The sequence below is a fragment of the Candidatus Pantoea persica genome (assembly GCF_013753875.1).
GTDB lineage: Bacteria > Pseudomonadota > Gammaproteobacteria > Enterobacterales > Enterobacteriaceae > Pantoea > Pantoea persica.
Genome location: NZ_SMDS01000020.1, coordinates 18,214 through 41,161 on the forward strand (window position 1 = coordinate 18,214; position 22,948 = coordinate 41,161).

General features: G+C 59.4%; 14 protein-coding genes, 2 tRNA genes and 15 pseudogenes. 16 read left to right on the forward strand and 15 right to left on the reverse strand.

The window, feature by feature from the left end; translation table 11 throughout:
- Nucleotides 1–7: 7 nt before the first annotated feature.
- A pseudogene (locus EIO60_RS12525) lies at nt 8–719 on the forward strand (recombinase RecT); the annotation flags it as partial.
- On the opposite strand, the gene EIO60_RS12530 reads toward EIO60_RS12525, so the two are convergent.
- Nucleotides 693–869, reverse strand: a complete 177-nt coding sequence (locus tag EIO60_RS12530; protein ID WP_258576988.1) for a hypothetical protein — start codon at nt 867–869, stop codon at nt 693–695. The pseudogene EIO60_RS12525 and the gene EIO60_RS12530 sit on opposite strands and share 27 nt — an antisense overlap.
- Nucleotides 870–1,145: 276 nt before the next feature.
- Here EIO60_RS12530 and EIO60_RS12535 point away from each other — a divergent pair.
- A pseudogene (locus EIO60_RS12535) lies at nt 1,146–2,030 on the forward strand (MFS transporter).
- A gap of 176 nt (nt 2,031–2,206) precedes the next feature.
- Here EIO60_RS12535 and EIO60_RS12540 read toward each other — a convergent pair.
- From EIO60_RS12540 to EIO60_RS12570, 7 genes and pseudogenes are all read right to left on the reverse strand, one after another.
- Nucleotides 2,207–3,040, reverse strand: a pseudogene (locus EIO60_RS12540) (SMP-30/gluconolactonase/LRE family protein).
- A gap of 452 nt (nt 3,041–3,492) precedes the next feature.
- A complete protein-coding gene (locus tag EIO60_RS12545; protein WP_508278752.1) occupies nt 3,493–3,768 on the reverse strand; it encodes a hypothetical protein in 276 nt (91 codons plus the stop codon).
- Nucleotides 3,769–4,028: 260 nt separating this feature from the next.
- Nucleotides 4,029–4,208: a hypothetical protein gene (locus tag EIO60_RS12550; protein ID WP_258576989.1), complete on the reverse strand. Its 180-nt coding sequence runs from the start codon at nt 4,206–4,208 to the stop codon at nt 4,029–4,031.
- A 350-nt stretch (nt 4,209–4,558) separates the two neighbouring features.
- Nucleotides 4,559–4,690: a hypothetical protein gene (locus tag EIO60_RS12555; protein ID WP_258576990.1), complete on the reverse strand. Its 132-nt coding sequence runs from the start codon at nt 4,688–4,690 to the stop codon at nt 4,559–4,561.
- Nucleotides 4,668–4,802 (reverse strand): hypothetical protein, encoded by a 135-nt coding sequence (locus tag EIO60_RS12560; RefSeq protein ID WP_258576991.1) that lies wholly within the window; start codon nt 4,800–4,802, stop codon nt 4,668–4,670. The genes EIO60_RS12555 and EIO60_RS12560 overlap by 23 nt, the downstream gene beginning before the upstream one ends.
- 9 nt (nt 4,803–4,811) lie before the next feature.
- Entirely contained in the window at nt 4,812–5,270 is a 459-nt protein-coding gene (locus EIO60_RS12565; RefSeq protein ID WP_258576992.1) for a universal stress protein, read from the reverse strand.
- Nucleotides 5,271–5,276: 6 nt separating this feature from the next.
- Nucleotides 5,277–6,093 (reverse strand): annotated as a pseudogene (locus tag EIO60_RS12570) (IclR family transcriptional regulator).
- 138 nt (nt 6,094–6,231) lie between these two features.
- On the opposite strand from EIO60_RS12570, the pseudogene EIO60_RS12575 reads away from it, so the two are divergent.
- From EIO60_RS12575 to ypdK, 3 genes and pseudogenes are all read left to right on the forward strand, one after another.
- Nucleotides 6,232–7,014 (forward strand): annotated as a pseudogene (locus EIO60_RS12575) (hypothetical protein).
- A gap of 7 nt (nt 7,015–7,021) precedes the next feature.
- Nucleotides 7,022–7,964: pseudogene (locus tag EIO60_RS12580) on the forward strand (HlyD family secretion protein).
- A 199-nt stretch (nt 7,965–8,163) separates the two neighbouring features.
- The gene (ypdK, locus tag EIO60_RS12585; RefSeq protein ID WP_006120362.1) at nt 8,164–8,235 is read left to right on the forward strand and encodes a membrane protein YpdK; all 72 of its coding nucleotides are present in this window, start codon (nt 8,164–8,166) and stop codon (nt 8,233–8,235) included.
- A gap of 39 nt (nt 8,236–8,274) precedes the next feature.
- Here ypdK and alaC read toward each other — a convergent pair.
- Together alaC and EIO60_RS12595 are read right to left on the reverse strand one after the other, a co-directional pair.
- Nucleotides 8,275–9,436 (reverse strand): annotated as a pseudogene (gene alaC / locus EIO60_RS12590) (alanine transaminase).
- Between the two features lie 117 nt (nt 9,437–9,553).
- Nucleotides 9,554–10,068: pseudogene (locus EIO60_RS12595) on the reverse strand (GNAT family N-acetyltransferase).
- Between the two features lie 270 nt (nt 10,069–10,338).
- On the opposite strand from EIO60_RS12595, the pseudogene EIO60_RS12600 reads away from it, so the two are divergent.
- Both EIO60_RS12600 and EIO60_RS12605 read left to right on the forward strand, forming a co-directional pair.
- Nucleotides 10,339–11,541: pseudogene (locus EIO60_RS12600) on the forward strand (LytS/YhcK type 5TM receptor domain-containing protein); the annotation flags it as partial.
- Nucleotides 11,537–11,807: pseudogene (locus EIO60_RS12605) on the forward strand (LytTR family DNA-binding domain-containing protein); the annotation flags it as partial. The pseudogenes EIO60_RS12600 and EIO60_RS12605, both read left to right, overlap by 5 nt.
- 112 nt (nt 11,808–11,919) lie before the next feature.
- Here the strand turns inward: EIO60_RS12605 and glk are convergent.
- Both glk and EIO60_RS12615 read right to left on the reverse strand, forming a co-directional pair.
- Complete coding sequence (gene glk, locus EIO60_RS12610; RefSeq protein ID WP_258576993.1) at nt 11,920–12,885, reverse strand: glucokinase; 966 nt, start codon at nt 12,883–12,885, stop codon at nt 11,920–11,922.
- Nucleotides 12,886–13,042: 157 nt separating this feature from the next.
- Nucleotides 13,043–14,236, reverse strand: a pseudogene (locus EIO60_RS12615) (thiamine pyrophosphate-dependent enzyme); the annotation flags it as partial.
- A gap of 160 nt (nt 14,237–14,396) precedes the next feature.
- Here EIO60_RS12615 and EIO60_RS12620 point away from each other — a divergent pair.
- The 3 genes and pseudogenes from EIO60_RS12620 to EIO60_RS12630 form a co-directional block, all read left to right on the forward strand.
- A pseudogene (locus EIO60_RS12620) lies at nt 14,397–15,208 on the forward strand (aldo/keto reductase); the annotation flags it as partial.
- Nucleotides 15,209–15,212: 4 nt separating this feature from the next.
- Nucleotides 15,213–15,437, forward strand: a pseudogene (locus EIO60_RS12625) (DUF2502 domain-containing protein); the annotation flags it as partial.
- On the forward strand, nt 15,346–15,555 hold the full coding sequence (locus EIO60_RS12630; RefSeq protein ID WP_258577099.1) for a hypothetical protein: 210 nt from the start codon (nt 15,346–15,348) through the stop codon (nt 15,553–15,555). The pseudogene EIO60_RS12625 and the gene EIO60_RS12630, both read left to right, overlap by 92 nt.
- 61 nt (nt 15,556–15,616) lie before the next feature.
- Here EIO60_RS12630 and EIO60_RS12635 read toward each other — a convergent pair whose 3' ends face one another.
- Nucleotides 15,617–16,846, reverse strand: a complete 1,230-nt coding sequence (locus EIO60_RS12635) for an Nramp family divalent metal transporter (RefSeq protein ID WP_258576994.1) — start codon at nt 16,844–16,846, stop codon at nt 15,617–15,619.
- A 381-nt stretch (nt 16,847–17,227) separates the two neighbouring features.
- Here EIO60_RS12635 and EIO60_RS12640 point away from each other — a divergent pair, with 381 nt between their 5' ends.
- From EIO60_RS12640 to EIO60_RS12665, 6 genes and pseudogenes are all read left to right on the forward strand, one after another.
- Nucleotides 17,228–18,418 carry a NupC/NupG family nucleoside CNT transporter gene (locus EIO60_RS12640; RefSeq protein WP_258576995.1) on the forward strand — a complete coding sequence of 397 codons (1,191 nt, stop codon included), beginning with the start codon at nt 17,228–17,230 and terminating at the stop codon, nt 18,416–18,418.
- Between the two features lie 216 nt (nt 18,419–18,634).
- Nucleotides 18,635–19,679: pseudogene (locus EIO60_RS12645) on the forward strand (LLM class flavin-dependent oxidoreductase).
- Nucleotides 19,679–20,257 (forward strand): ABC transporter substrate-binding protein, encoded by a 579-nt coding sequence (locus EIO60_RS12650; protein ID WP_258576996.1) that lies wholly within the window; start codon nt 19,679–19,681, stop codon nt 20,255–20,257. Before EIO60_RS12645 ends, EIO60_RS12650 begins: the two are co-directional and overlap by 1 nt.
- A gap of 7 nt (nt 20,258–20,264) precedes the next feature.
- Nucleotides 20,265–20,564, forward strand: a complete 300-nt coding sequence (locus tag EIO60_RS12655) for a type 2 periplasmic-binding domain-containing protein (RefSeq protein WP_258576997.1) — start codon at nt 20,265–20,267, stop codon at nt 20,562–20,564.
- Nucleotides 20,565–20,589: 25 nt separating this feature from the next.
- A complete protein-coding gene (locus EIO60_RS12660) occupies nt 20,590–21,171 on the forward strand; it encodes a cysteine dioxygenase family protein (protein ID WP_258576998.1) in 582 nt (193 codons plus the stop codon).
- Nucleotides 21,164–22,477, forward strand: a pseudogene (locus EIO60_RS12665) (rhodanese-like domain-containing protein); the annotation flags it as partial. The gene EIO60_RS12660 and the pseudogene EIO60_RS12665, both read left to right, overlap by 8 nt.
- Before the next feature lie 112 nt (nt 22,478–22,589).
- Here EIO60_RS12665 and EIO60_RS12670 read toward each other — a convergent pair.
- Together EIO60_RS12670 and EIO60_RS12675 are read right to left on the reverse strand one after the other, a co-directional pair.
- Nucleotides 22,590–22,665, reverse strand: a tRNA-Ala gene (locus tag EIO60_RS12670).
- 49 nt (nt 22,666–22,714) lie between these two features.
- Nucleotides 22,715–22,787, reverse strand: a tRNA-Ala gene (locus tag EIO60_RS12675).
- Nucleotides 22,788–22,948 lie beyond the last annotated feature (161 nt).

Below are 22,948 nucleotides of genomic sequence, written 5' to 3' on the forward strand. Positions count from 1 at the left end.
CCCCTAAATGTCATCAGCAGCACTCAAATCCGCAGCGATCGGAGACGACGTCGCGCCTGTGCAGGACCGCAAGCCTAAAACCCTGACGCAGCTTATGCTCGATCCGAATATCAAGGCACAGATTGCCCTCGCCCTGCCCAGGCATATGACAGCCGACAGACTGGCACGCATCACAATGACTGAGCTGCGTAAAACACCGAGCGACCAGATGTCGTTCCTCGACGTCATTATGCAGTGTGCACAGCTCGGTCTGGAGCCCGGCGGCACGCTTGGGCACGCTTACCTGCTTCCTTTCGATAAGCGACAGAAACAGGGAAATCAGTGGGTCACTGTTGCCACTGAAACGCAGCTGATTGTCGGCTATCGCGGGATGATCGACCTCGCCCACCGCTCAGGCCAGATCGTCAGCCTGTCAGCCCGTGCAGTATTTGAAAACTAAACTATAAGTTCAGCTATGTATACGGCCTTGAAGAGAAGCTGGAGCACGTGCCGAACGAAGACAGTAACCCCGGCGCCTTTCCCATGTTTACGCGGTAGCCCGCCTTAAAGATGGCGGCGTGCAGTTTGAAGTGATGAGCAAAGCAGCAATCGATAAGGTGCGCGCGCTCAGCAAGTCAGGCGACAAAGGGCCTTAGGTCGATCACTACGAAGAGATGACTAAGGTGAGGTTGATTGATGGCTTTGCGCGCAATCTAGTAAAGCAGTACCCGCTCATCGTCTTGATCCTGATCGGCCATAGAGAGCAGTTTTAACGCCAGCGTTGATTTGGTCACCGGCTGCTGGTTCTCGCTCAGTTCAATCACTGCCTGACCGATGATGCAGCGCACTTCGTTCTCGCAGCTAAGGGGTTCATATGCTCGGTCTTTCATATTTCCTCCCTGTTAAGTGAGCTCTAAGCCTGGCAAAAACTCTGTATTCCTGCAGCCAGAACCGCGCATATGACATATTCGCTTACTTCAGGTAACCAAAGATTATCATGATGCCGCTTTTATCACAGATTAGCGAAGCGACAGGCGCTGCCGTTCATTCCCTCTGAAGCAGCATTTCATGACGCATTTCATCCTGTTCATGCCGTTTTGCTGCGCGCGCGTAACGAGGGCTTAAGCTGGCCTCAGTGTCCAGATCCCTGAACGGGAGAGAAAATCATGAACCAGACAAACCTGTCCTCGTACCAACGCACGCGCTGGCTGAACTTAGTCGGCACCATTATTACCCAGTTCACGCTGGGCTCGGTCTATACCTAGAGCCTGTTCAACGACCAGCTCGCCATCAAACTAGACGCGGCGGTCAGCGAGGTCGCCTTTTCGTTCGGCCTGCTGATCCTTGGGCTGGCGGTCGCCTCGTCGCTGGCGGGCAAACTGCAGGAGCGCTTCGGCGTGCGCCGCGTCGCTATTGGCGCCGGTATGCTGATGGCGGCCGGCTTCTGGCTCACCGCCCATGCCGACAACCTGATGATGCTCTACCTCAGCGCAGGCGTCATGGTCGGGCTGGGCGCAATCGGTTCGCCTGCCGCAGTATTGGATGCTGGCGCTGATGTTTTTAACCGCCTGCATGAGCGGCCTCTACATGATTGGCGTGGCGAAGGGCTGGTGCCCCTCAGCGCGCAAACCGCCGCCAGCGCGGTGATGGTGATCGCCGTTGCCAACTTGAGCTGACGTCTGGTGCTGGGCGTACTGTCGGACAAGATGGCGCGCATCCGAGTGATTTCGCTGACTGGCATGAGCATTCTGCTGTTCACGCGCATGAACGAAACCACCTTCTTTGTCTCGCTGGCCTGCGTCGCCTTTAGCTTCGGCGGCACCATTACCGTGTTCCCGTCGCTGGTAAGTGACTTCTTCTTCGGCCTGAACAATCCGACCAAAAAATATGGCCTGCTCTATCTTGGCTTCGGCATCGGCAGCGTGCTCGGTTCGCTGGTGGCCTCGTTGTTCGGCGGCTTCACCGTGACCTTTAGCCTGATTATGACGCTGCTGATGATTCGTCTGCCGCAGCGCCAGTCGCTGGCGGACCCGCAGCTGCAGCGCAGCTGAGGGTTGTTCCCGCGCGGCAGGCCCACCCCGCCGTGGGGACAGACGCAGCGGACGCGCTAATCGGCAAAGGGCGCGCCTCCGAAATGAGGCGCGCCCTTTTCGCTAACTGACGCATTGAAATGCCGCTAACGCGGCGTCGGACTCGCGCCGCCCGCCCCTGCGCCAGCGACGCAGGGTTATGTCGGGAACAGCGGCTCCGCCAGGCCCGCCACCTCAACCTCCACCGCTAAAATATCGCCGGACTGCGGATAGTGCGCCAGCTCCTCTGCCTTGCGATCCTCGCGCGAGCTGGTGATATAGAGGGTTTTCAGATCGGGGCCGCCGAAGGCCACCATGGTCGACCAGCGCACCGGCAGCGCGATTTCATCCACGATTTGCGCGCTGACGGGATCGATGCGCACAATGCGGCCGCCGTCAAACTGTGCCGACCAGTAGTAGCCTTCACTGTCCACCGCCGCGCCGTCCGGCAGGCCACCTTTGGCGTCAAAGCGACGGAACAGCTCGCGCTCGCCCGGTTCGCTCTTCTCATCCAGCGCATAGCGATAGAGCACCTCGTTTGGCGTATCACTGTGATACATCCAGCGGCGATCGGGCGAAAAGGCGACGCCGTTAGAGATCTTAATGTCGCGCCCTTTGACCTCCAGCTGCAGCGGCGGCGTCATGCGGCAGAGCAGCGCGCCGTTTTTATCCAGCAGCTCCTACAGGCTGCCACACCAGAAATTGCCCCAGGGATCGACGCGCCCGTCGTTGAAGCGGCTTTTCGCCGCCTCGCCGGGATTGTCGGCGACTTTGCGCTGCGGTTTGCCCTGCGCGTCCAGCAGCCAGACGCCGCTGCAGCCCACATCTTCCTGCAGCGGAAAGGTCTCCAGCGCGCCGCTGTGCGGATCAAAGCGGTGAATGGCTGGCGCCAGAATATCCACGCACCATAACGCCTGCTCCGCCACCAACCAAGTCCGACACTCTCCCAGCTCCGCCTGCATCGCCAGCACATTTTTTACGTTACGCTTCATTATCTTTCCTGATTTATTGGCATCCGCTTACTTTAGTCGCAATTTGCCCTAAAGGGTGAAAACAGACGGCTTGCTTTTCAGAATTGTCTTGCCGAGGATCCCTTTTATTCAGGCTGTTCCGATAGGCTTAAATTAACCGGCTATTTATTTTTACTCACAATGAAATATTCGGCAATATTTCTCTAAATAACTCTACACTTGCCGCATCCTCGCTCCACTATTCCAGCGTATTGTCATATCCATCGGAAAAGAGGAGAGCTTCCCGTGAAAAAATCGTTAAAGTTGCAGCTGTTATTGCAGTTATCTCTATGCTGAGCGGATGTATTATCGACCGAGGCCACGGCGGCGGCTGGCATCATCACCGCTAAGGGCAAAGATTTCACACAGCAAAAAAATAAAAAATGGCGGGATATTACCCGCCCATTTTATTGGTTATTCCCGTCGCTGTTACGCTAGCTTCTGATCGCATAGTTAAACTGGAACCAGTTTGTTTTCAGCCCTAGAATATGGCTGTCCTTCGGCGGCAGCGCTTCAACTTTATCAAATCCTTTACTGTTGCAATAACTGGCCAGATCGAGTTCCAGCACATCTTTGTTTAATTTTTGCGGGTCATAGCGATACTGCACAGTATTTGAGCTGGGATCTTCATCTATATGTTCAAATCCGCCCGGCTTGCTGACGCTACAGCCGGACAGTAATAAATAATAACAGTGCCATCGCGCCGGCAATAATTGTTTTCATCTTATTCCTCTCATTGCCGCGGCAGTTTAAGCCGCTGCACAGCCGACGGCTATCGGAAAATTGCCCAACTTAACATAAATAATGCTAACTTTCACCGATTAAAGTGATTCGACCAAACGGTTATCACGCTGTGATAAAGGGTAAGAAGATGCCTTCAGACCAAACAGCGTCTGCACCACACCAGGTGAAACCCAAGAAGACATTCTGATTGATCTTATGCCCTTACTGAGCGGACATTTTTTGCCCGTCAGCCGGAAAGTGCCACCATTTTACGCAACAGATTGGCCGCCTGCTTGTCCGGCAATGCGAGAATCGCGCTGTAGAGATTGATCGACATGGCGCACATCGACGAGTGGTCGACCGCCGTATCCGCTGGCATATTGAGCTGCTGCAGCTTATATCCCCACTTTTTATAGAGCGTCGCCACAATACGCTGCAGATCGCGCCGCGCCTGAGGCTGGTCGACGGCGAGATGGTCGCCGCAGCATCTTCCGCGTTGGGCGCGGGAGAGAACGTAGCCACCAGATTGGCGCCGCCGCTCACCTGGGGATAGAGAAACCGAAAGCAGAGCTGAGGATCGTTCTGCTCAAGCGCCTGTATTGCTTTTACCAAGACGCGCACGTAGTTGACCACCGCGGCATCGGGCGCGCGCATCAGCCGCTGGTTAATAAGGTCCGCCAGCCAGCCGCGCAGCTCGCCCGCTGCCTGCTGCGGCGTTGCGCCGCGCCGCATCTGATGCTGCATTTCCTGCTGCAAAAGCTGCCACAGCGCAGGTTCCTAGGTTTGCAGCATACGGTAGCCCGGCGCCTGCGCCAGATAGCTCAGCGCCGCCTCGTTCTGTGCCACGCGCTGCTGCTGCGGCTTCAGCCAGCTGAACCAGAGCACGTTAGCCAGCAGCAGCAGCGGCATAAACAGCAGTATGCCCTGCCAGAGGCGCAGCCGGGTGGTTATTGAGCAGCAGCAGAATAATCAGCGCCAGCAGCACAAAGGCCGCCAGCGTGGCGATAAACGACGAGGTCATGCAGGGCCGCTAATCCTTACGAACGTCGATTAATACCGGACAGTGGGCGCGTTCGATCACCGCCCCGCTCACCGAGCCCTTCAGCAGACAGTTGAACGACGAGAGGTGGCGTCGTCCCATGATGATCATATGGGCGTTAAGCTGCTGCGACTGCGACTGCGCGACGATAGTGTCCGCCGCCTCGCCGGCGACAATCAGACCGCGGGCGTCGACGCCGGTGCGCAGTAGCGGTGCTAGCGCATGGCGCACCACCAGCTCGGTGGAATTCTGCTCATCCTGCGCCACGGCGAAATCCGCCGGATCTTCGCCCACCGTGATATCGATGGGCTGGTTGCAGGAGGAGTAGGCAGGATCGACGCAGCACAGCACCACCACCTGCACCCGATGCGCCTGCGCTTCCTCAATTGCCGTCGCGATCACCTTGTCGGCGACCGGTGAGTTATCTACAGCAATCAGCAGCGTTTTCATGTGAGTTTATCCTTCAACAGCGGCGATTTTGCCGATTTCGCGCATCAGCGCCTCTTTGCATTTAAGCATATCTTCAAGATAGATCGCTTCATTTTTCTGAAAGCGGGTTGTGGGCACCAGCAGAGAAATGGAGAAGCGGCCAAAGAGCGTATCCAGCGCCACCGCTATGATGGAGATGCCTTCAAGGGGTTCGCCGCGATCGTAGGAGATACCGCTGTTGCGCACCTCGTTAATCAGCGCCATCAGCTGCGGCAGGGTTTTCACCGTTTTGTCCGTCAGCTCGCGGTACGCTTCGCCCACCATCACGCGTACATCCTCATCGCACTCCAGCACCAGCAGCGCGCGTCCGCCCGAGATGCTGTAGAGCGGCAGTTTTAGCCCCATGCGCGGCAGCTCGCGCGAAGCGACAACGTAGTGTAGTGAATGGTGGTCAGCTGCGTGCCGCTGGCGCGCGACAGCGACATCGTTTCGTTGGTGGTGGCGCACCGCGCCTCCAGCTTGGGACGCATCAGATCGACGACGCCGGTGTGCACGCTGGAGATCAGTTTCAACAGCGCCGGGCCGAGGCGCACGCCGCCCGTGCCGCTGCTGCGCACCAGCTGGGCGTTATCGAGCGCGGCGACGATGCGCTGTAGCGTGGCGATCCACCGCCTGCGCAATTCCGCCAAGGCTCATACCTTCGGGATGCTCTCCCAGCGCGTTGAGAGTTGAGAGTTGAGAGTTGAGAGTTGAGAGTTGAGAGTTGAGAGTTGAGAATTGTTGCCGCGCGTGCGATGACCTGAATACCGCCGGTTTTATCGCGGCTGGAGGAATGTTTTGCCATAGGTCGTCCTTTTTAGCTCTACCGCGAAAAAGGCACGATTTACAGCCTGTACCAGGCTATATTACAGTATATCGAGATGTAAAATTGCGCCTTGTATCACATCGCAATACATTGCATCAAAATAATGAGAAACCTGCTATGAACGTTCAGCTTGCCACCGCGCCAGCGCCGCATCCCTTTACGCTTCGCCTCGCGCTGGGGTTGATCGGCGTCAGCGTCGATCAGGGCAGCTGGATCGTCTCTGCCTATCAAGCCACCGAAGTAGCGGCGATGATGATCGCGCCCTAGTTCGCCGTGACCTTTTCGCAGCGCCGCTTCTCGCTGGCGGTTTCCGCAGAATCCGCTGCGGCTGGAGCGGTTTAAGCAGATTGATCTGTTCGGCATGCTCACCGGCTGCAGCGGCATGGCGCTGCTGAATATTCGCTGGATCGACTGCCGCTGGGTGCTGGCGGCGGGCGCCGTGCTGCTGATGAACGCCTGCCTGCTCGGCATGCAGATCACCAGCGACTGGACGCGGCAGAACTTCTGGACGCTGCAGGTGTAGCAGGCGTTCGGCCAGCCAATGGTGATTTTGCCGATCCTGATGAGCGCCACCAGCGTGGTGGCGCCGCCGGAAGGCCCCTTCGCCTCAGCGATGTTCAATACCGTGCGCGGCTTCTCCAGCATTGCTGCCTCGGTGCTGGTTGAGGTTTTCCTCTGCCATCGGGGAAAAATTCACTCCAACATTTTGCTGATCAGGCAAAATGCCGTCCGCTGCTGATGGACGGCAGCGTCAGCAGCAGCGAGAACCTCAGCGGCTTCGCCACGCTGGTGAAGCATCAGGCCACTGTGCTGAGCCTGAGCGACAGCTGGCTGCTGCTGCCGAAGCGCGTCTGGCCACCGCAAACCCTGATTCAACCTGCTTCAACGACATCGAGATAACAAGATTATGCGTGCTTTAGTAATGAGAAAAACCGTGCTGCTGCTGGTGTTGCTGGCCACCGCCTTTTTTATCTGGTCAGCGATGACCGGTAACGATCACCGCACCAATGACGCCTAGGTCAACGCCGACTACACGCTGGTGGCGCCGAACGAAGATGGCTGGCTATATCGCCGAGGTCAGAGTGCAGGACAACCAGCAGGTCAAGGCGGGCGACGTGCTGGCCACGCTGGACGACCGCGACGACCGCGTTGCGCTGGAGAGCGCCGAGGCGGATCTGCAGGTGAGCCAGGCGCAGCTTGAACAGCAGCAGTCGGCGATTGAGCAGTCGAAGGCGACGCTGGCGGCGAATCAGGTAACCGCGCAGTATGCCGAGCAGAACGCCGAGCGCTACAACCGCCTGTATAAAAGCGGCACCATTGCGGCGGACGATCAGCAAAAATCGAGCTCGACTCATCGCTCCTCGGCGGCGGTGAAGGCGATCGGCGTACTGCAGGCGGCGGTGCGTCAGGCGCAGGCGAGCGTCGATCAGGTGCGTCTCAACCTTTCCTATACGTGTATCGTGGCGCCGGTTGACGGCATGGTGGGTCAGTGCGCGGCGCGCGTCGGCGCCTATGTTTCCGCCGGCACCCGCTTGCTGGCGGTGCCGCCGCTGCAGCAGACCTATATCACGGCCAACTATCTGGAGACGCAGCTCAACGACGTGCGTCCGGGCCGGCGGGTCAAAGTCACCGTCGATGCGCTGCCGGGCAAGCATTTCACTGGCCGCGAGGACAGTATCGCACCCGCCATCGGCGCGGCTTTTTCGGCAATTTCGCCCGATAACACGACAGGTAACCATACTAAAGTCGTCCAGCGGCTCCCGGTTAAAATCGTGCTAGATAAAGACCAGCCGGAGCTGTCGCAGCTGCAGGTTAATATATCGGCGATCCCGGAAATTGACGTACCGTAATAATGTGACAAAACTCTCATACTGGGCCTATTTATTTTAGGATCGATTACGCGTAAATTAGCGCTCGATCCTGTTCTGAGTTACTCAGAACGACCTGAGAAAATGCCTGAGGCGATGATGCCCCGATACGTTTTTCTCATTCTGTTCGCGTTGCGCTGACCTGGATCGCTGTTGTCGTAACCGCTCAGAGGAGTTGTCTGTGAAATACGCTTTGATGGGAATATCTTTCTTTGTGCTGCTCTGGGTCGGCACATTCGTGCTGATGCTGTAGCACCGGCTGAGGGGCGACACGTTGTCGCCCCGTTTCGTTTTACTCCGCTTCTTCCACCGCTTTCACGCTGCCCGGCAGGATACCGTCCGCACGGAACATCGCCTTAATGCCCCGCACCGCCTGACGAATGCGATCGCTGTTTTCAAGCAGCGCGAAGCGCACGTGGGTATCCGCCGTAGTCGCCGAAGCCCGGCGAAACGCACGCCTTCGCCTCCTGCAGGAGCTTTTTGGCGAACTCCAGCGAGCCGAGATGGGCGTAGTAGTCCGGGATCTTCGCCCAGATGTACATCGAAGCTTTGGGGTTTTCTACCATCCAGCCCGCCTCATGCAACCCTTTTACCAGCACGTCGCGGCGGCGCTTGTACTGCTCGGCGATATCGCGCACGCACGGCTGATAGCCTTCCAGCACCGCGATAGCCGCTAACTGCAGTGGCGTGAAGGTGCCGTAGTCGTGGTAGCTTTTGATACGCGCCAGCGCGGCGACCAGATCCCTATTGCCCACCATAAAGCCGATGCGCCAGCCCGCCATGTTGTAGCTTTTCGACAGGGTAAAAAACTCCACCGCCACGTCGCGCGCGCCGGGCACCTGCATAATCGACGGCGCCTTCCAGTCATCGTAGACGATGTCGGCGTAGGCGAGATCGTGCACCACCAGCACGTTGTACTGCTTCGCCAGCGCGATAACGCGCTCGAAGAAGTCGAGCTCGACGCACTGCGCGGTCGGATTCGACGGGAAACCGAGGCTCATCATTTTCGGCTTGGGGTAGCTTTCGCGAATGGCGCGCTCCAGCTCGGCGAAGAAATCGACGCCCGCTACCAGCGGCACGGAGCGCACCTGCGCACCCGCAATCACCGCGCCGTAGATATGAATCGGGTAGCTGGGATTCAGCACCAGCACGGTATCGCCATGATCCAGCGTCGCCAGCAATCGTGACCAGCCCCTCTTTCGAGCCGATGGTCACGATTGCTTCCGACTCGGGATCGATCGCCACCTGATAGCGCTCGGCGTACCAGCACGAAATGGCGCGCGAAGTGGAGTAGCAGTGGGTATCTTCGCGCTGCGCCACCTGGCAGAGCTTGTCCTCGATATGCGGCGGCGTGGCGCCGTCGGGACTATCTTCAACTCAGCAGTGATGTTGAACACATAGGGGGGAAGGCGATCGATACGCGAAAAACGACGGGGTGTGCTGTTGTCAGCCATAATGTCCTCTTGGATACGTAAGCGTCCGGACCGTCCGAGCTACGCAGGCCACTGGCGTGGTCGAAACAAGAACATAACGTGGCGATAACAAAGTTGTCGATGGGCAAATTATATTTTTTAATTTTCCAGATTCAGACGACCAAACACCCAATCGTTCACCCACTCGCAGCTTAGCAGATAATTATCCCGCAGCGTGCCTTCCAGCCTGTAGCCGTTTTTTCCAGCACCACGCGACGCGACGCCTGGTTGTCCTCCACCACCATCGCCTTGATCTTGTGGAAACTCGCCGACAGCAGAAAATCGCTCAGCGCCTCGCTGCCGTAGCCCTGGCCGCAGAAGCGGTGCAGCAGCATATAGCCGACCTCCGCCTGGCGGTAAGGCTGCCATTCGGGGCTGCAGCCAAACAGGCCGATCGGCTCGCCGCCGTCGCGCAGCAGCACCACGCAGAGCATATGAAAGCTGGTGACCTGCCAGGGGGCGAGCCGCTTGCTGAAGCGCTGGCGCAGATCGGCCTCGTCCGGGACCTCGCTGACCTAGCGCATCGTCTCCGCATCCTCATGCACCGCGCGAAACAGCAGCCAGTCTTCTGGCTTCAGCGTGGTCAGAGTCAGACGTGAGGTAGTTAACTGCATAAAGTGCTCCTGACGGCGTAAGGTGAGTGCAAGGCGAAGGCCGTCAGAACATAATAAACTTCCCTGATGCTCACCAGCCTGCCGGTCGCAAAAAAGTGTTCTCCCTTTCTCCACTCAGGTTTCCTCTTTTTCGTAGTGTCAGCAATTTTGATCCAGAACAGCAACGGCCTGAATGCTCTTTTTGGCCGCTGGCGCATCGCCATCATATTTTTTTATCATAGGCCCCTGACTCTGCTTACCTGAAGGCTGGCCGTGAACTCCCACTTCGATATGCTGCTGGCGGTGTCTGACCGCACCGTCCTAATGTTGATCTGCCTGTTTTTCCTGACCCGTACGCGCCCCTTCCGTCAGCTGCGGCAAAAGATGAACATTCGCCGCTGGAGAAAGCGGCGGTCATCGCGATTTTTTCGCTGTTCGCACTGTTCAGCACCTGGTCGGGGGATCCACGTCGACGGTTCGCTGCTGAACGTGCGCGTGATCGCTGTAATGGCGGGCGGCATTCTGTTCGGTCCCTAGGTGGGCATTGCCACTGGCATGATTGCCGGACTGCACCGTTTTTTTATCGATATCCACGGCGTGACCTCGGTGCCCTGCCTGGTGACCAGCATTATCGCCGGGGCGATCAATCGCCGCGTGCCGAAAGCGCAGCGCTGGCGCGCCGGCATCATCGGCGTCATGCTATGCGAAAGCCTTGACGATGGTGTTGATTCTGATGTGGGCCAAACCTTTCGCGCTGGGCAGGTCGATTGTGTCAGAAATCGCGCTGCCGATGATCCTCGATGCCTCCAGCATCGGCCTGATTGTTCTGCTGGTGCAGAGCGTCGAGGGGGAAAAAGAGGCGATTGCGGCGCGCCAGGCGAAGCTGGCGCTGGAGATCGCCAACAAGACCCTGCCGCTGTTTCGCGACGTCAACAGCGTCGCGTCTGCACCATTATTTGCCGCGACATCAGCACCGATGCGATCGCCATCACCAACAAGACGCATATCCTCGCCTACGTTGGCTATGGAGAACAGAACTGCCAGAACGGCGACGACGGCATCAGCCCCACCACCGCGCAGGCGATGTCCAGCGGCAAAATCATCATCAAGAACAACGACGAAGCGCATCGCACCAAAGATATTCATTCGATGATCGTAATTTCGCTGTGGGAGAAGGGCCACGTCACCGGCACGCTGAAAATCTACTACCGCCGGGCCCACCGCATTACCGGCTCGCTCAAGGAGATGGCGATCGGCCTGTCGCAGATTATCTCCACCCAGCTGGAGGTGTCGCGCGCCGAGCAGCTGTGTGAGATGGCGAATAAAGCGGAACTGCGCGCCCTGCAGAGCAAAATAAATCCCCATTTTCTGTTCAACGCGCTGAATTCCATCAACTCCTCGATCCGGCTCAATCCCGATACCGCGCGCCAGCTGGTAATCAATCTTTCGCGCTATCTGCGCTACAACCTTGAGCTTAACGATGACGAAACACTACGTAGAGGCACATGAGAAGCTGACGTTTATTTATACCCGACGCGAGGCCTATGTGATGTCGATGAGCATCAGCGAATTTTGCGCCCGCCTGCCGGAGCAGCATTTTTTCCACTGCCACCGCTTCTTACTGCGTTAATCTCAGCAAGATCCGCGAGATCGAGCCCTGGTTCAGTAATACCTATCTGCTGAAGCTACGCGATCTGGCGTTTCAGGTGCCGGTCAGCCGCAGCAAGGAGAAGCGCTTTAGCGAGCTGATGCGCCTTTAGGTTTATCGGCTGTGCTCACACTTCTGCAGGTTAATCCGCGCGTGCGGTGGCGCTGGGCGGGAAATCCCGCGCCTGGCCATAAAAAAACGGCCTGCAGGCCGTTTTCAGAGGATTACAGAATACGCCCCAGCGTCTGGCGCAGATGCGCGCCGGCGCCGAGCAGGCCGGGCTGATCGTGGGTGATCATATAGACCGGAATGCGGGAAACGTAGTCGCGGAAACGCCCTTTATCCTCGAAGGCGGCGCGAAAGCCAGAGGCCTTAAAGAACTCTAGGAAGCGCGGCACGATGCCGCCGGCGATATAGACGCCGCCGAAGGTGCCAAGGTTCAGCGCCAGATTGCTACCGAAACGGCCCATAATGACGCAGAACAGCGACAGCGCGCGGCGGCAGTCGGTGCAGCTGTCGTCTAGCGCGCGCTCAGAGACATCCTTCGGCTTGAGGTTTTCCGGCACGCGATTGTCCGACTTGACGATGGCGCGGTAGAGGTTGACCAGCCCGGCGCCGGAGAGCACGCGCTCGGCAGAGACGTGGCCCAGCTCGGCGCGCAGCACCTCCAGAATCAAATCCTCTTCGTCGCTGTTGGCGGCGAAATCGACGTGGCCGCCCTCGCCCGGCAGGCTGACCCAGCGCCGATCGACATGCACTAGATGGCTGACGCCCAGGCCGGTGCCCGCGCCGTAGATAGCGATAGGCTTATCTTTGACCGGCTCGCCGCCACCGAACTGAATCACATGCTTCGCGGTCAGCATCGGGATCGCCATGGAAACGGCGGTAAAATCGTTAATGATCTCCAGGTGGGCAAAGCCCAGGCTGGCTTTCATTTTGCTGGTGGAAAATGCCCAGTCATGGTTGGTCATTTCGACCCAGTCTTCCGTGACGGGGCAAGCAATGGCGATGCAGCCGTCCGCGACATCGTGCTGCTGCTTGCCAAGATAGTGGCGGATGACGGCTTCGAGGCTGTCGTAATCTGACGTTGAGAACGTTTTGGCCTGGGAAATTTTGCCGGTTTCCACCTCACACAGGGAGAGTCGCGCGTTGGTGCCGCCGACGTCGCCGACTAGGGCATAGGTTGTCATTCTTCTGTTGCTCCGCTTGGGGTCCCTAAGATGCAGGACACTATAAAAGTCTGCCGGTAAAACAACAACGCTCGCCGTGACAAAAGGCGAGCATTGAAGATAGTGCGCACAGCCTACCCGTCAGGCAGGACGCTTGACAGCGGCAATACTTCGAAACTTATGCACCGTTGTGCTGCGCCAAGCAGGCGGTCACCTTCCGCAGCAGCGGCGGCAGATCCGCTTGCGGCATCACCACCTCAACCAGCGTCAGGCACGCCGGCGCCTCCAGCCGCGCCATCACCTCTTCCAGTTGAACGCATTCGGTGACGCGCCATCTCTGCGCCTGTCCGTGAACGCTGGGTCGCGCCGTGAATGGCGCGCTCCACCGTATAGCCCTCATTGTTCAACAACAAAAAGATTAGCGGCTTCTGCCCATCCCGCAGCATCGAGCCCAGCTCCTGAATGGTGAGCTGCGCCGAGCCGTCGCTGATAATCAGAATCACCCGCTGCGCGGGCACCGCGGTCCGCGCGCCGAAGGCTGCGGGTAGAGTATAAGCCCCACAGCGGCTGCACCAGCAGCTGTGCGCCGTTCGGCAGACGCAGCGCCGCCGCGCCGAAGGCGGCTGTGCCCTGATCCGCCAGCAGGCTGTCGCCCATCCGCAGCATGCGCTGCATGGCGCGCCAGAAGGCGCACTGGCTGATGGGCGCCTCCTCTTCCGGCGCCGCGTCAGGCTGCACGGGCGGCACCGGCGTCCAGCGCTCGCCGTAGCGCGCAAACAGCGTCTCAAGCTTGGCGAGCGCGTCCGCCATGCTGAGCGGCGCAAAGCGTTAGCCCACCACGCTGGCGGCGAAGGGCTGGATATCGATCAGCTGCGCCACCGGCAGGTTGTGCGTAAAGCCCGCAGTCAGGGTGTCGGTAAAGCGCACGCCGACGCAGATCGTCATGTCCGCCTGCTCGATCAGCTCGCTCACCCCACACTCGCTGCCCGCCACCGCGTAAGTGCCCACGTAGCCCGGTTGCTGCTCATCCAGCACCCCTTTGCCCATCAGCAGCGTGGCGCACGGAATCGCCTGCTGCTGCCAGCGCGCGGCGAGGAAATCGGCCAGCAGGGTCACGCGCGTCGGCAGAGCAGCGGTGCGAAAGGCGCGGCACGGCGTTCAGCGGCTCGGTCGGCGGCGCGATCTCCGCCGCCAGCATCAGATAGCCGGGCCGCCGCTCGCGCAGCGCCGTAGTCAGCACCCGATCGATCTCGACCGCGGCGTTGCCTGCGCTGACCTCGCCAGCAGACAATCGCCTACGATCATGCATTGCATATGCCACTCCTTTTACCCGATGCCTGGTTTGAGTATCCGCTATGCTGCCAAGCCGGCACGCAAGCAGCGCAATCCTCTGCGCAACAAAAACGTGGCAAGCCGACGTTACGACGGGGTATTATTCTGTAAGTGCGTAATGTGCGATGATTTATCACTGTGTAACCGTATACACGACTACTCTGGCGCTTTTAAATCCTCCCTTGAGACAGGAACGCTGTATGACCTACCTTGCGCATCCCGACCGTTATCTGCAGATAGAATACCGCCGTAGCGGCCTCAGGCTGCCCGCCATTTCCCTGGGGCTGTGGCATAACTTCGGCGACAGCACCCACGTTGACAACAGTCGCGAACTGCTGCGCCACGCCTTCGACTGCGGCATTACCCATTTTGACCTAGCGAATAACTACGGCCCGCCGCCCGGATCGGCGGAGGGGAATTTCGGCCGCATCCTGCGCGAAGATTTTCGCGGCTATCGCGACGAGCTAATTATCTCCACCAAGGCGGGCTACACCATGTGGGACGGCCCCTATGGCGACTGGGGATCGCGCAAGTATCTGATCGCCAGCCTAGATCAAAGCCTGAAGCGTATGGGGCTGGAATACGTCGATATCTTCTATCACCACCGTCCGGATCCCGACACGCCGCTGGAGGAGACAATGCGCGCGCTGGGCCAGGTGATGCGTCAGGGCAAGGCACTGTACACCGCCATCTAAAACTACCCGGCAGCGCGCGCGGCGAAGGCGATCGCTATCTGCAGGGCATCCCGCAGGATTCGCGAGCGGCGAGCGGCAGCAAATTCCTGCGCGAGGAGCAGCTGACCGATGAGAGGATAGAGAATATGCGCCAGCTGAACAAAATTGCCCAGCAGCGCGGCCAGAAGCTGGCCCAGATGGCGCTCGCCTAGGTACTGCGCGACGCGCGCGTAACCTCAGTATTGATTGGTGCCAGCAAAACCGCGCAGATCGATGACGCCGTGGCGATGCTGGCCAACTGCCACTTCACTGTCGCCGAACTCTCCGCCATCGAGGCGGCGAGACCGCGATCGCCGTGGTTATTTCTGGGACGGCGGCCGCTGGCGCGAGCCGCACTGGTGGCACGATCGCTACCAGTACAACAACCATCGCTGGTGGCGTCACTAAGAGTGGCGCCGTCACCAGCAGTGGGAGCGTGAACGCCGCCATCACTGGCGCGAGGCGCAACGCCATCACCAACGCCACGACCATAACGATCGTCACGGCCACCATGACCATCATCACTGATGGTCATGCCGGCAAAGAGGCGCTTTTGCCGCCTCTTTTTTGCTTTGCCGTTGACGCCAGCGCTCTGCGTCTCCCCGTCGGCCTGCCGCCGAAAAAAGCCCGCTCTGCCCGACGCTGAATCCTGCCGCGCCTAACAGAAGAGCCGACTGCCGTGAGCAGCAGGCTGGCCGGACGCGGCGTTACGGCCCCAGAACCTCACCCACCAGCAGATAGGCATTAAGAGCCACCACCAGCACCACGATAGCGCGCCCTGCGTTCTGCATCAGACGGGAATTGACCATATCGCCCATGATATCGCGGTTGCCGGTAAAGGAGAGCAGCGGCACCAGCGCCAGCGCGATGCCGAAGCTGAGCAGCACCTGGCTCATTACCAGGATGCGCGTCGGATCCCAGCCCGCCATAATCACGATAAACGAGGGCAGCATTGTCACCAGGCGGCGCACCCACCGCGGAATATGGAAGCGAATAAAGCCCTGCATCACCACCTGCCCCGCCAGCGTGCCCACCACTGTTGAGGAGAGGCCCGCCGCCACCAGGCTCAGGCCGAATACCGTAGCCGCCGCATGGCCGAGCAGCGGCGTCAGCGCCAGGTAGGCCTGGTCCAGCTCCGCAATGCCGCTATGCCCGCTAAAGTGGAACGCGGCCGCGGCGATCGCTATCATCGCCAAGTTAACGAAGCCCGCGATGGTCATGGCGATCGCCACATCGAGTTTCGTCGAGGAGTAGCGCTCGCTTTTGCTGCCACCGCTGTCGACCTGCGTCAGCGCCGAGTGCAGATAGATAACGTGCGGCATAATGGTCGCGCCCAGCACGCCCGCCGAGAGGAACACCGCATCTGAGGTCGGCAGCGAAGGCAGCGCCATGCCGGTAAACAGTTTGCTGACTTTCGGCTGCGAAAAGAACAGCTCGACTAAATAGGCCGCCGCCACAAACAGCAGCAGGCTGCCGATCACCAGCTCCAGCGATTTCTGCCCGCGGCTTTGCAGCATCAGGATCAGGAAGGTAGCCACGCCGGTCAGCACCGCGCCCTGCAGCAGAGAGATGCCGAGCAGCAGCTTAAAGCCGAGCGCCGCGCCGATAAACTCCGCCAGATCGGTGGCCATGGCGATAATTTCCGCCTGCACCCAGTAGAACCACACCGCCGGACGCGGAAAACGGTCGCGGATATGCTCCGCCAGATTTTTTTCGGTAGCGATGCCAAGCTTGGCGGATATCAGCTGGATCAGCATCGCCATGATATTGGCCCAGACCACCACCCACAGCAGCTTATAGCCATAGGCTGCGCCGGCCTGAATATTGGTCGCGAAGTTACCGGGATCAATGTAGCCGATGGCGGCGATAAAGGCCGGCCCCAGCAGGGCGAGCTTGATTTTTCTGGCTCCGCGAGCGGCGGTACGGCTCTCAAACATAATTCTCTACCTGATCTGAACGCGTTTTAACCACGGCAGCTTACGGCCCGCTCGTGGCAGTGGCAAGTGAAAGGCGGTTATCGTTATCTTTTTAAATAGACAATACCATAAAGTATAGCAATTGCTATACATCTTAGTAAAGCTAGCCGTGTAAAAAATTCGCAACGGGCTTTAATTCTACGCTCAGGATAACTTATAGACAATAATTTTGTGGGTAATTAGTGTGAATAATTTGTGAACGAGCAGTGACGCGTAAGAGTTTTCTGAGAAATGCGGTGATAGCGAATCCTTATAATGTGGATTTGATCTCGTTTTTAAGTAACGCATTACATAGAATATGTAGCAAATTATAATCCTCCTCAAATCAAATTTGGAGCAAGCATGTCCCATATTTTGCACTTCCTTTTAGCACTGGCGGTGGTAGCCGTGCTGGCGTTGCTCGTCAGCCACGACCGTAAAAGTATTCGCATTCGCTACATTGTCCAGCTTCTGGTCATTGAGGTGATTCTGGCGTGGTTCTTCCTGAACTCCGAGGCAGGGCTTGGATTCTTGAAAGGCTTCGCCGGCTTGTTCGACCATCTTCTGAAGTATGCAGGCGAAGGCACCAACTTTGTGTTTGGCAGCATGAACGACAAGGGTCTGGCCTTCTTCTTCCTGAACGTGCTCTGTCCCATTGTCTTTATCTCCGCGCTGATCGGCATCCTACAGCACTTCCGCATTCTACCGTGGGTCATTCGCGGCATCGGCACCCTGCTGTCAAAAATCAATGGTATGGGCAAGCTGGAATCCTTTAACGCCGTCAGCTCTCTAATTCTGGGACAGTCAGAAAACTTTATCGCCTATAAGGATATTCTCGGCAAAATGTCGCAGCGCCGCATGTACACTATGACCGCGACCGCGATGTCGACCGTGTCAATGTCGATCGTCGGCGCCTACATGACCATGCTGCAGCCGAAATATGTGGTGGCCGCGCTGGTGCTCAACATGTTCAGCACCTTTATCGTGCTGTCGCTGCTCAACCCCTACCGCGTCGACAACGAGGAAGATCTGCAGCTGCAGGATATTCATAAAGGCCAGAGCTTCTTTGAGATGCTGGGCGAATATATCCTGGCTGGTTTCCGCGTGGCAATCATCGTCGCCGCAATGTTGATCGGCTTTATCGCGCTGATCTCCGGCCTGAACGCGTTGTTCGACTTTATCTTCGGCATCAGCTTCCAGGGCGTGCTGGGCTACGTTTTCTACCCCTTTGCTTGGGTAATGGGCGTGCCGACGCACGAAGCGCTTCAGGTCGGCAGCATCATGGCGACCAAGCTGGTCTCCAACGAATTTGTGGCGATGATGGATCTGCAGAAGCTGGCGGGCCAGCTGTCACCGCACTCAGAGGGCATTCTATCGGTGTTCTTGGTCTCCTTCGCCAACCTCTCCTCTATCGGCATCGTGGCGGGCGCCATTAAGGGCCTGAACGAAGAGCAGGGCAACGTGGTATCGCGCTTCGGCCTGAAGCTGCTTTACGGCTCAACGCTGGTGAGCGTGCTCTCCGCGGCGATCGCCGGACTGGTGCTGGCGTTCTGACAAGCAAACAGCGCCGGCAAGGCGCAGCGGCCGCAGGGCGGACAGGTTCTCGCCCTTTTTCTTAAATATTCCTACTTGCTATCCTCTCTTTCCGCCCTTCCCGTCTGCGCACCCCCGCCCTTCCCCGCCAGACGCAAAACTATTGCACAATAACGAATTTCATCTCGTGCCGTTCGCCCCGTAGTTTTTCAGGTAACTCAACAGCGGGAGAAGAGCATGAGCATTCAGTTCCTCGGCATGCTCGGGCCATCGCCTGGCCTCTGAAATTATTCTGGCCAGCGGCCCCCTTTTCGATAAACAGTACATCGCCGATTTTTCCCGCGCGCATGAAGAGGCGGGGTTCGATCGCATTCTGGTCGGCTACTGGTCCGATCAACCTAACGGCTTTTTAGTGACGGCGCACGCGGCGGCGCACACCTCGCGATTAAATTTTTGCTGGCGCAGCGGCCGGGCTTTGTCTCGCCCACGCTGGCGGCCCTCGATCACCTGACTGACGGCCGCCTGGCGGTGCATATCATCAGCGGCGGCAGCGATAGTGAGCAGCGGCGCGACGGCGACTTTCTCAACAAAGCGGAGCGCTACGCGCGTACCGATGAATTCCTCAGCGTGCTGCATAAAAGCCTGACCTCAGCGGAAGCCTAGGAGCATCAGGGCCGCTTTTACCAGGCGGAACAGGCGTTCTCCACAATTAAGACGCTGCAAAGCAAACTGCCGGTCTACTTCGGCGGCTCCTCGCCGGAGGGGATCGACATCGCCGCGAGCCATGCCGACGTGTTCGCGCTGTGGGGCGACCCTCTGCAGGGCGCGGCGGAAACCGTGCGCAACGTGCGCGCCGCCGCGGCGCGTCAGGGACGCGAGATCAAACAATATCTCTTTCCGCCCCATTATCGGCCGCACCGAGAAAGAGTCCTGGGCGAGCGCTGAGCATATTTACGCCACGGCGCAGAAGCCGCTACAGGAGTCAGGCTACACCTTTGGCCTGCCAAAACTGCAGAGCGTCGGCGCGCAGCATCTGCTGGCGGCGGCGAACGAGAGTGACCGCCACGATAAGGTGCTGTGAACCGGCATCGCGAAGCTGGTCAGCGACGGCTACAACTCCATCGCGCTGGTGGGCACGGCAGATCAGGTCTCCGACGCGCTGTTGGATTACTACCAGCTCGGCATCGACAGCATGTTGATCCGCGGCTTCGATCCGCTCAATGATGCCGTGGAGTATGGCCGCGAGCTGCTGCCGCTGACGCGCGGCAGAAGGAGCGCCTGATGCGTCTGACCGCGCTCTTCGCCAGCCTCGTGCTGGCGTCAAGCCTGCATCACGCCGCGGCCGCCGAAAGCGGAAAAGTGACGCTGCGCCTCGTCGACGTCAGAGGCGACCGTTTTGTCTCGCTGAAGACGTCAGGGGAGCTGGATAATCTGCCCTATACGCTGCAGCTCACCGCCTTTGAGGCCGGCGCGCCGGTGCTGGAAGTGCTGAACGCGGGGGCGCTGGACGTCGGCCTGACCGGCGATCTGCCATTTCTGTTTGTCTATGCCGCATGCGCGCCGGTAAAAGCGGTGGGCGCCGGGCAGAACAACCCGGACAGCATCGCGCTGCTGACACGTCCCGATGCCGATATCCATCGCCTGCAGGATTTGAAAGGCCAGCAGATCGCCGTGAACCGCGGTGGCTGGGGACACTATCTGCTCCTTGGCCTGCTGGAGCGCGCCGGGCTGAAGCCGGGCGACGTGACGCTGCGCTTTCTCGGCCCGGTCGGACGGCCGCGCGGCGCTGACCTCCGGCGCGGTAGCCGCCTGGGCGCCGTGGGAACCCTATACCTATATCGCCACCTCGACACAGGTTGACGGCACGGTGCGCGTACCGCAGGGCGGCGGCCGAGGCATTATGTCCGGCTACTCTTTCGCACTGGCGCGCCAGACGGCACTGGCCGATCCAGAGAAGCGCAAGGCGATTGCCGATCTGCTGACGCGGCTGGCCCGGGCGCAGGTCTGGGCGGCGCAGCATCCGCAGCCCTTCGCCGCGGCGCTGGGCCAGTCGCTCAACATGCCGACCGCCATTACCCGCAGCTGGATCGACGACGTGTGCTGCCGCTCCGCGTCGACGTCAGCGCCGCCTTTGACTTCAGCCTGTCTGGCGGCGCCAATCAGGTAGCGCAACGGTTTCAGGAGAACAAATCATGAGTGAACCGCAACACCGCCGCCTGCGCGATTTCGTGGCGCAGCTGGCCGCCCGGCTCGACCGGCAGCCGAAAGAGGCCGCGCTGCTAGAGCAGGGCCGCGCGCTGCTGCTGCTGCATGACGACTGGCTGGAGGTGGCCTTCGCCCGACCGCATCCGGAGCGCTATCAGCAATACCTACTCTATGCCGACGCGCAGCAGCGCTTTTCGGTGGTGAGCTTCGTCTGGGGGCCTGGCCAGCAGACGCCGATCCACGATCACCGCGTCTGGGGCCTAATCGGCATGCTGCGCGGCGCGGAGCTTTCTCAAAGCTACAGGATCGGCGACGGCGGGCTGGTGGCGGAAGGCACGCCGGTGCGGCTGGAGCCGGGCTATATCGAGGCGGTTTCACCGCGCGTTGGCGATATCCACCGCGTCAGCAACGCCTTCGACGACCGGGTTTCCATCAGCATTCACGTTTACGGCGCCAATATCGGCGCGGTCAGCTGCGCGGTCTACCGCGAAGACGGCAGCGAAAAAACCTTTATCTCCGGCTACAGCAACCGCTATCTGCAAAACATCTGGGATAAATCACATGGCTAAAACCTTTCCTCTGCACGACGCCGCAGAGATTCAGCAGGCGCTGTGCCAGCAGCAGGAAGTGGCGCTAGTCGACGTGCGCGACGAGGCGCTTTACACGCGGGGGCATCCGCTGTTCGCCGTCAATATTCCGCTCTCTAAGCTGGAGCTTGAGTGACTGGATCGCATTCCCCGCCGCAACACCAAGGTAACGATTTACGATAAAGGCTCGGGCCTGGCGCAGGCGGCGGCGCGCGCGGCGGCCTGGGGCTACAGCAATATCGCCCTGCTCAAAGAAGATCTGGCGGGCTGGCAAGCGGCGGGCGGCGAGCTGGTGCTGCGCGTGCGCGATATCGCGCCCTCGCCCGCCACCACGGTTATCGTCAACTGCGCTGGCCGCACGCGTAGCATTATTGGCACGCAGTCGCTGGTTAACGCCGGCATCAGTAATTCGGTCTATGCGCTGTGCAACGGCACCATCGGCTGGACACTGGCGGGCCTGGTGCTGGAGCAGCAGCAGAGCCGCCGCTACGGCGCCGCCAGCGCTGACGCGCATCGTCACGCGCTGGCGCAGGCGCGTCAGGTAGCGGACGCCACGGGCGTGGCGCGCATCGACGCTGCCACGCTGGCGCGCTAGCAGCGGGAGGCGCGCACCACCTACCTGTTCGACGTGAGCGACGTGGAGGCGTACAGCCTGGGACACCTGCCGGGTAGCCGCCACGTGCCGTGCGGACAGCTGGTGCAGGAGACCGATCACTACACCAGCGAGCGCGGCGCGCGCATCGTGATAATGGATGAAGACGGCGGTGCTTGACGGCTTCCAGCCGCAGGATTTCAACGCCACCGGCGGCTGGACGCCGCAGCTTCCCGCCCCCTGTCGCCGCAGCAGCTAAGCGACTGGCTCAGGCAGGGCGACACCCAGCTGCTGGACTTGACGATGCACGCCAACCATATCAAAAGCCATATTCCCGGCGCCGCCTGGCTGCTGCACTCCACGCTGCAGCAGCAGGGCAAGGTGTCTCTGCCAGCGGCCGAGCACTACGTGCTGACCTGCGACAGCAGTTGGCTGGCGGGCTATGCGGTTGAACAAGTCGAGGCGCTGACCGGCAAGCCGGTTTTCGTGCTGGCGGGCGGCAACACGGCATAGCGCGCCGCCGGGCTAGAGACGACGGCGGGCGTAAGAGGCCTGCTTTCGCCTGTGATCGACCACTATCGTCGCCCGTATGAAGGCACGGATATCGGGTCGGCAGTGATGCAGGCCTATCTGGAGTGGGAGTATGGTCTGGTGGCGCAGCTGGATCGCGACGGTACGCACGGTTTTCGCGTGTGGCGGCCGGAAAGGCAGCGCGCAACGGTGCCAGCGCAGGGCGGCAGCAGTGTCGCTCTTGTCGCACGCTTTACAGCAGTTTTTGAGATTGCCTGAGAAATCAGGACTTAGAGAATGGTGGAGATTAGCGGGATCGAACCGCTGACCTCTTGCATGCCATGCAAGCACTCTCCCAGCTGAGCTATACCCCCACATCTGGAATCATTTTTTCAAGTGCCAAATCGTTGGGAAGCGACTTAGTGGAGCTAAGCGGGATCGAACCGCTGACCTCCTGCATGCCATGCAGGCGCTCTCCCAGCTGAGCTATAGCCCCGAACCGAAAAAACCGCCGTATTACGCGACGGACAGCATAATATGAAACTCCCCTCGGGAGTGTCAACGCTAAAATGATAAACTAGGTTTAATCGCTGAAAAAGACGTCAACTCGCGGATATTGCTGCTTTTTACCGCGCTTTCGCCCTGCGGATCCGCTTT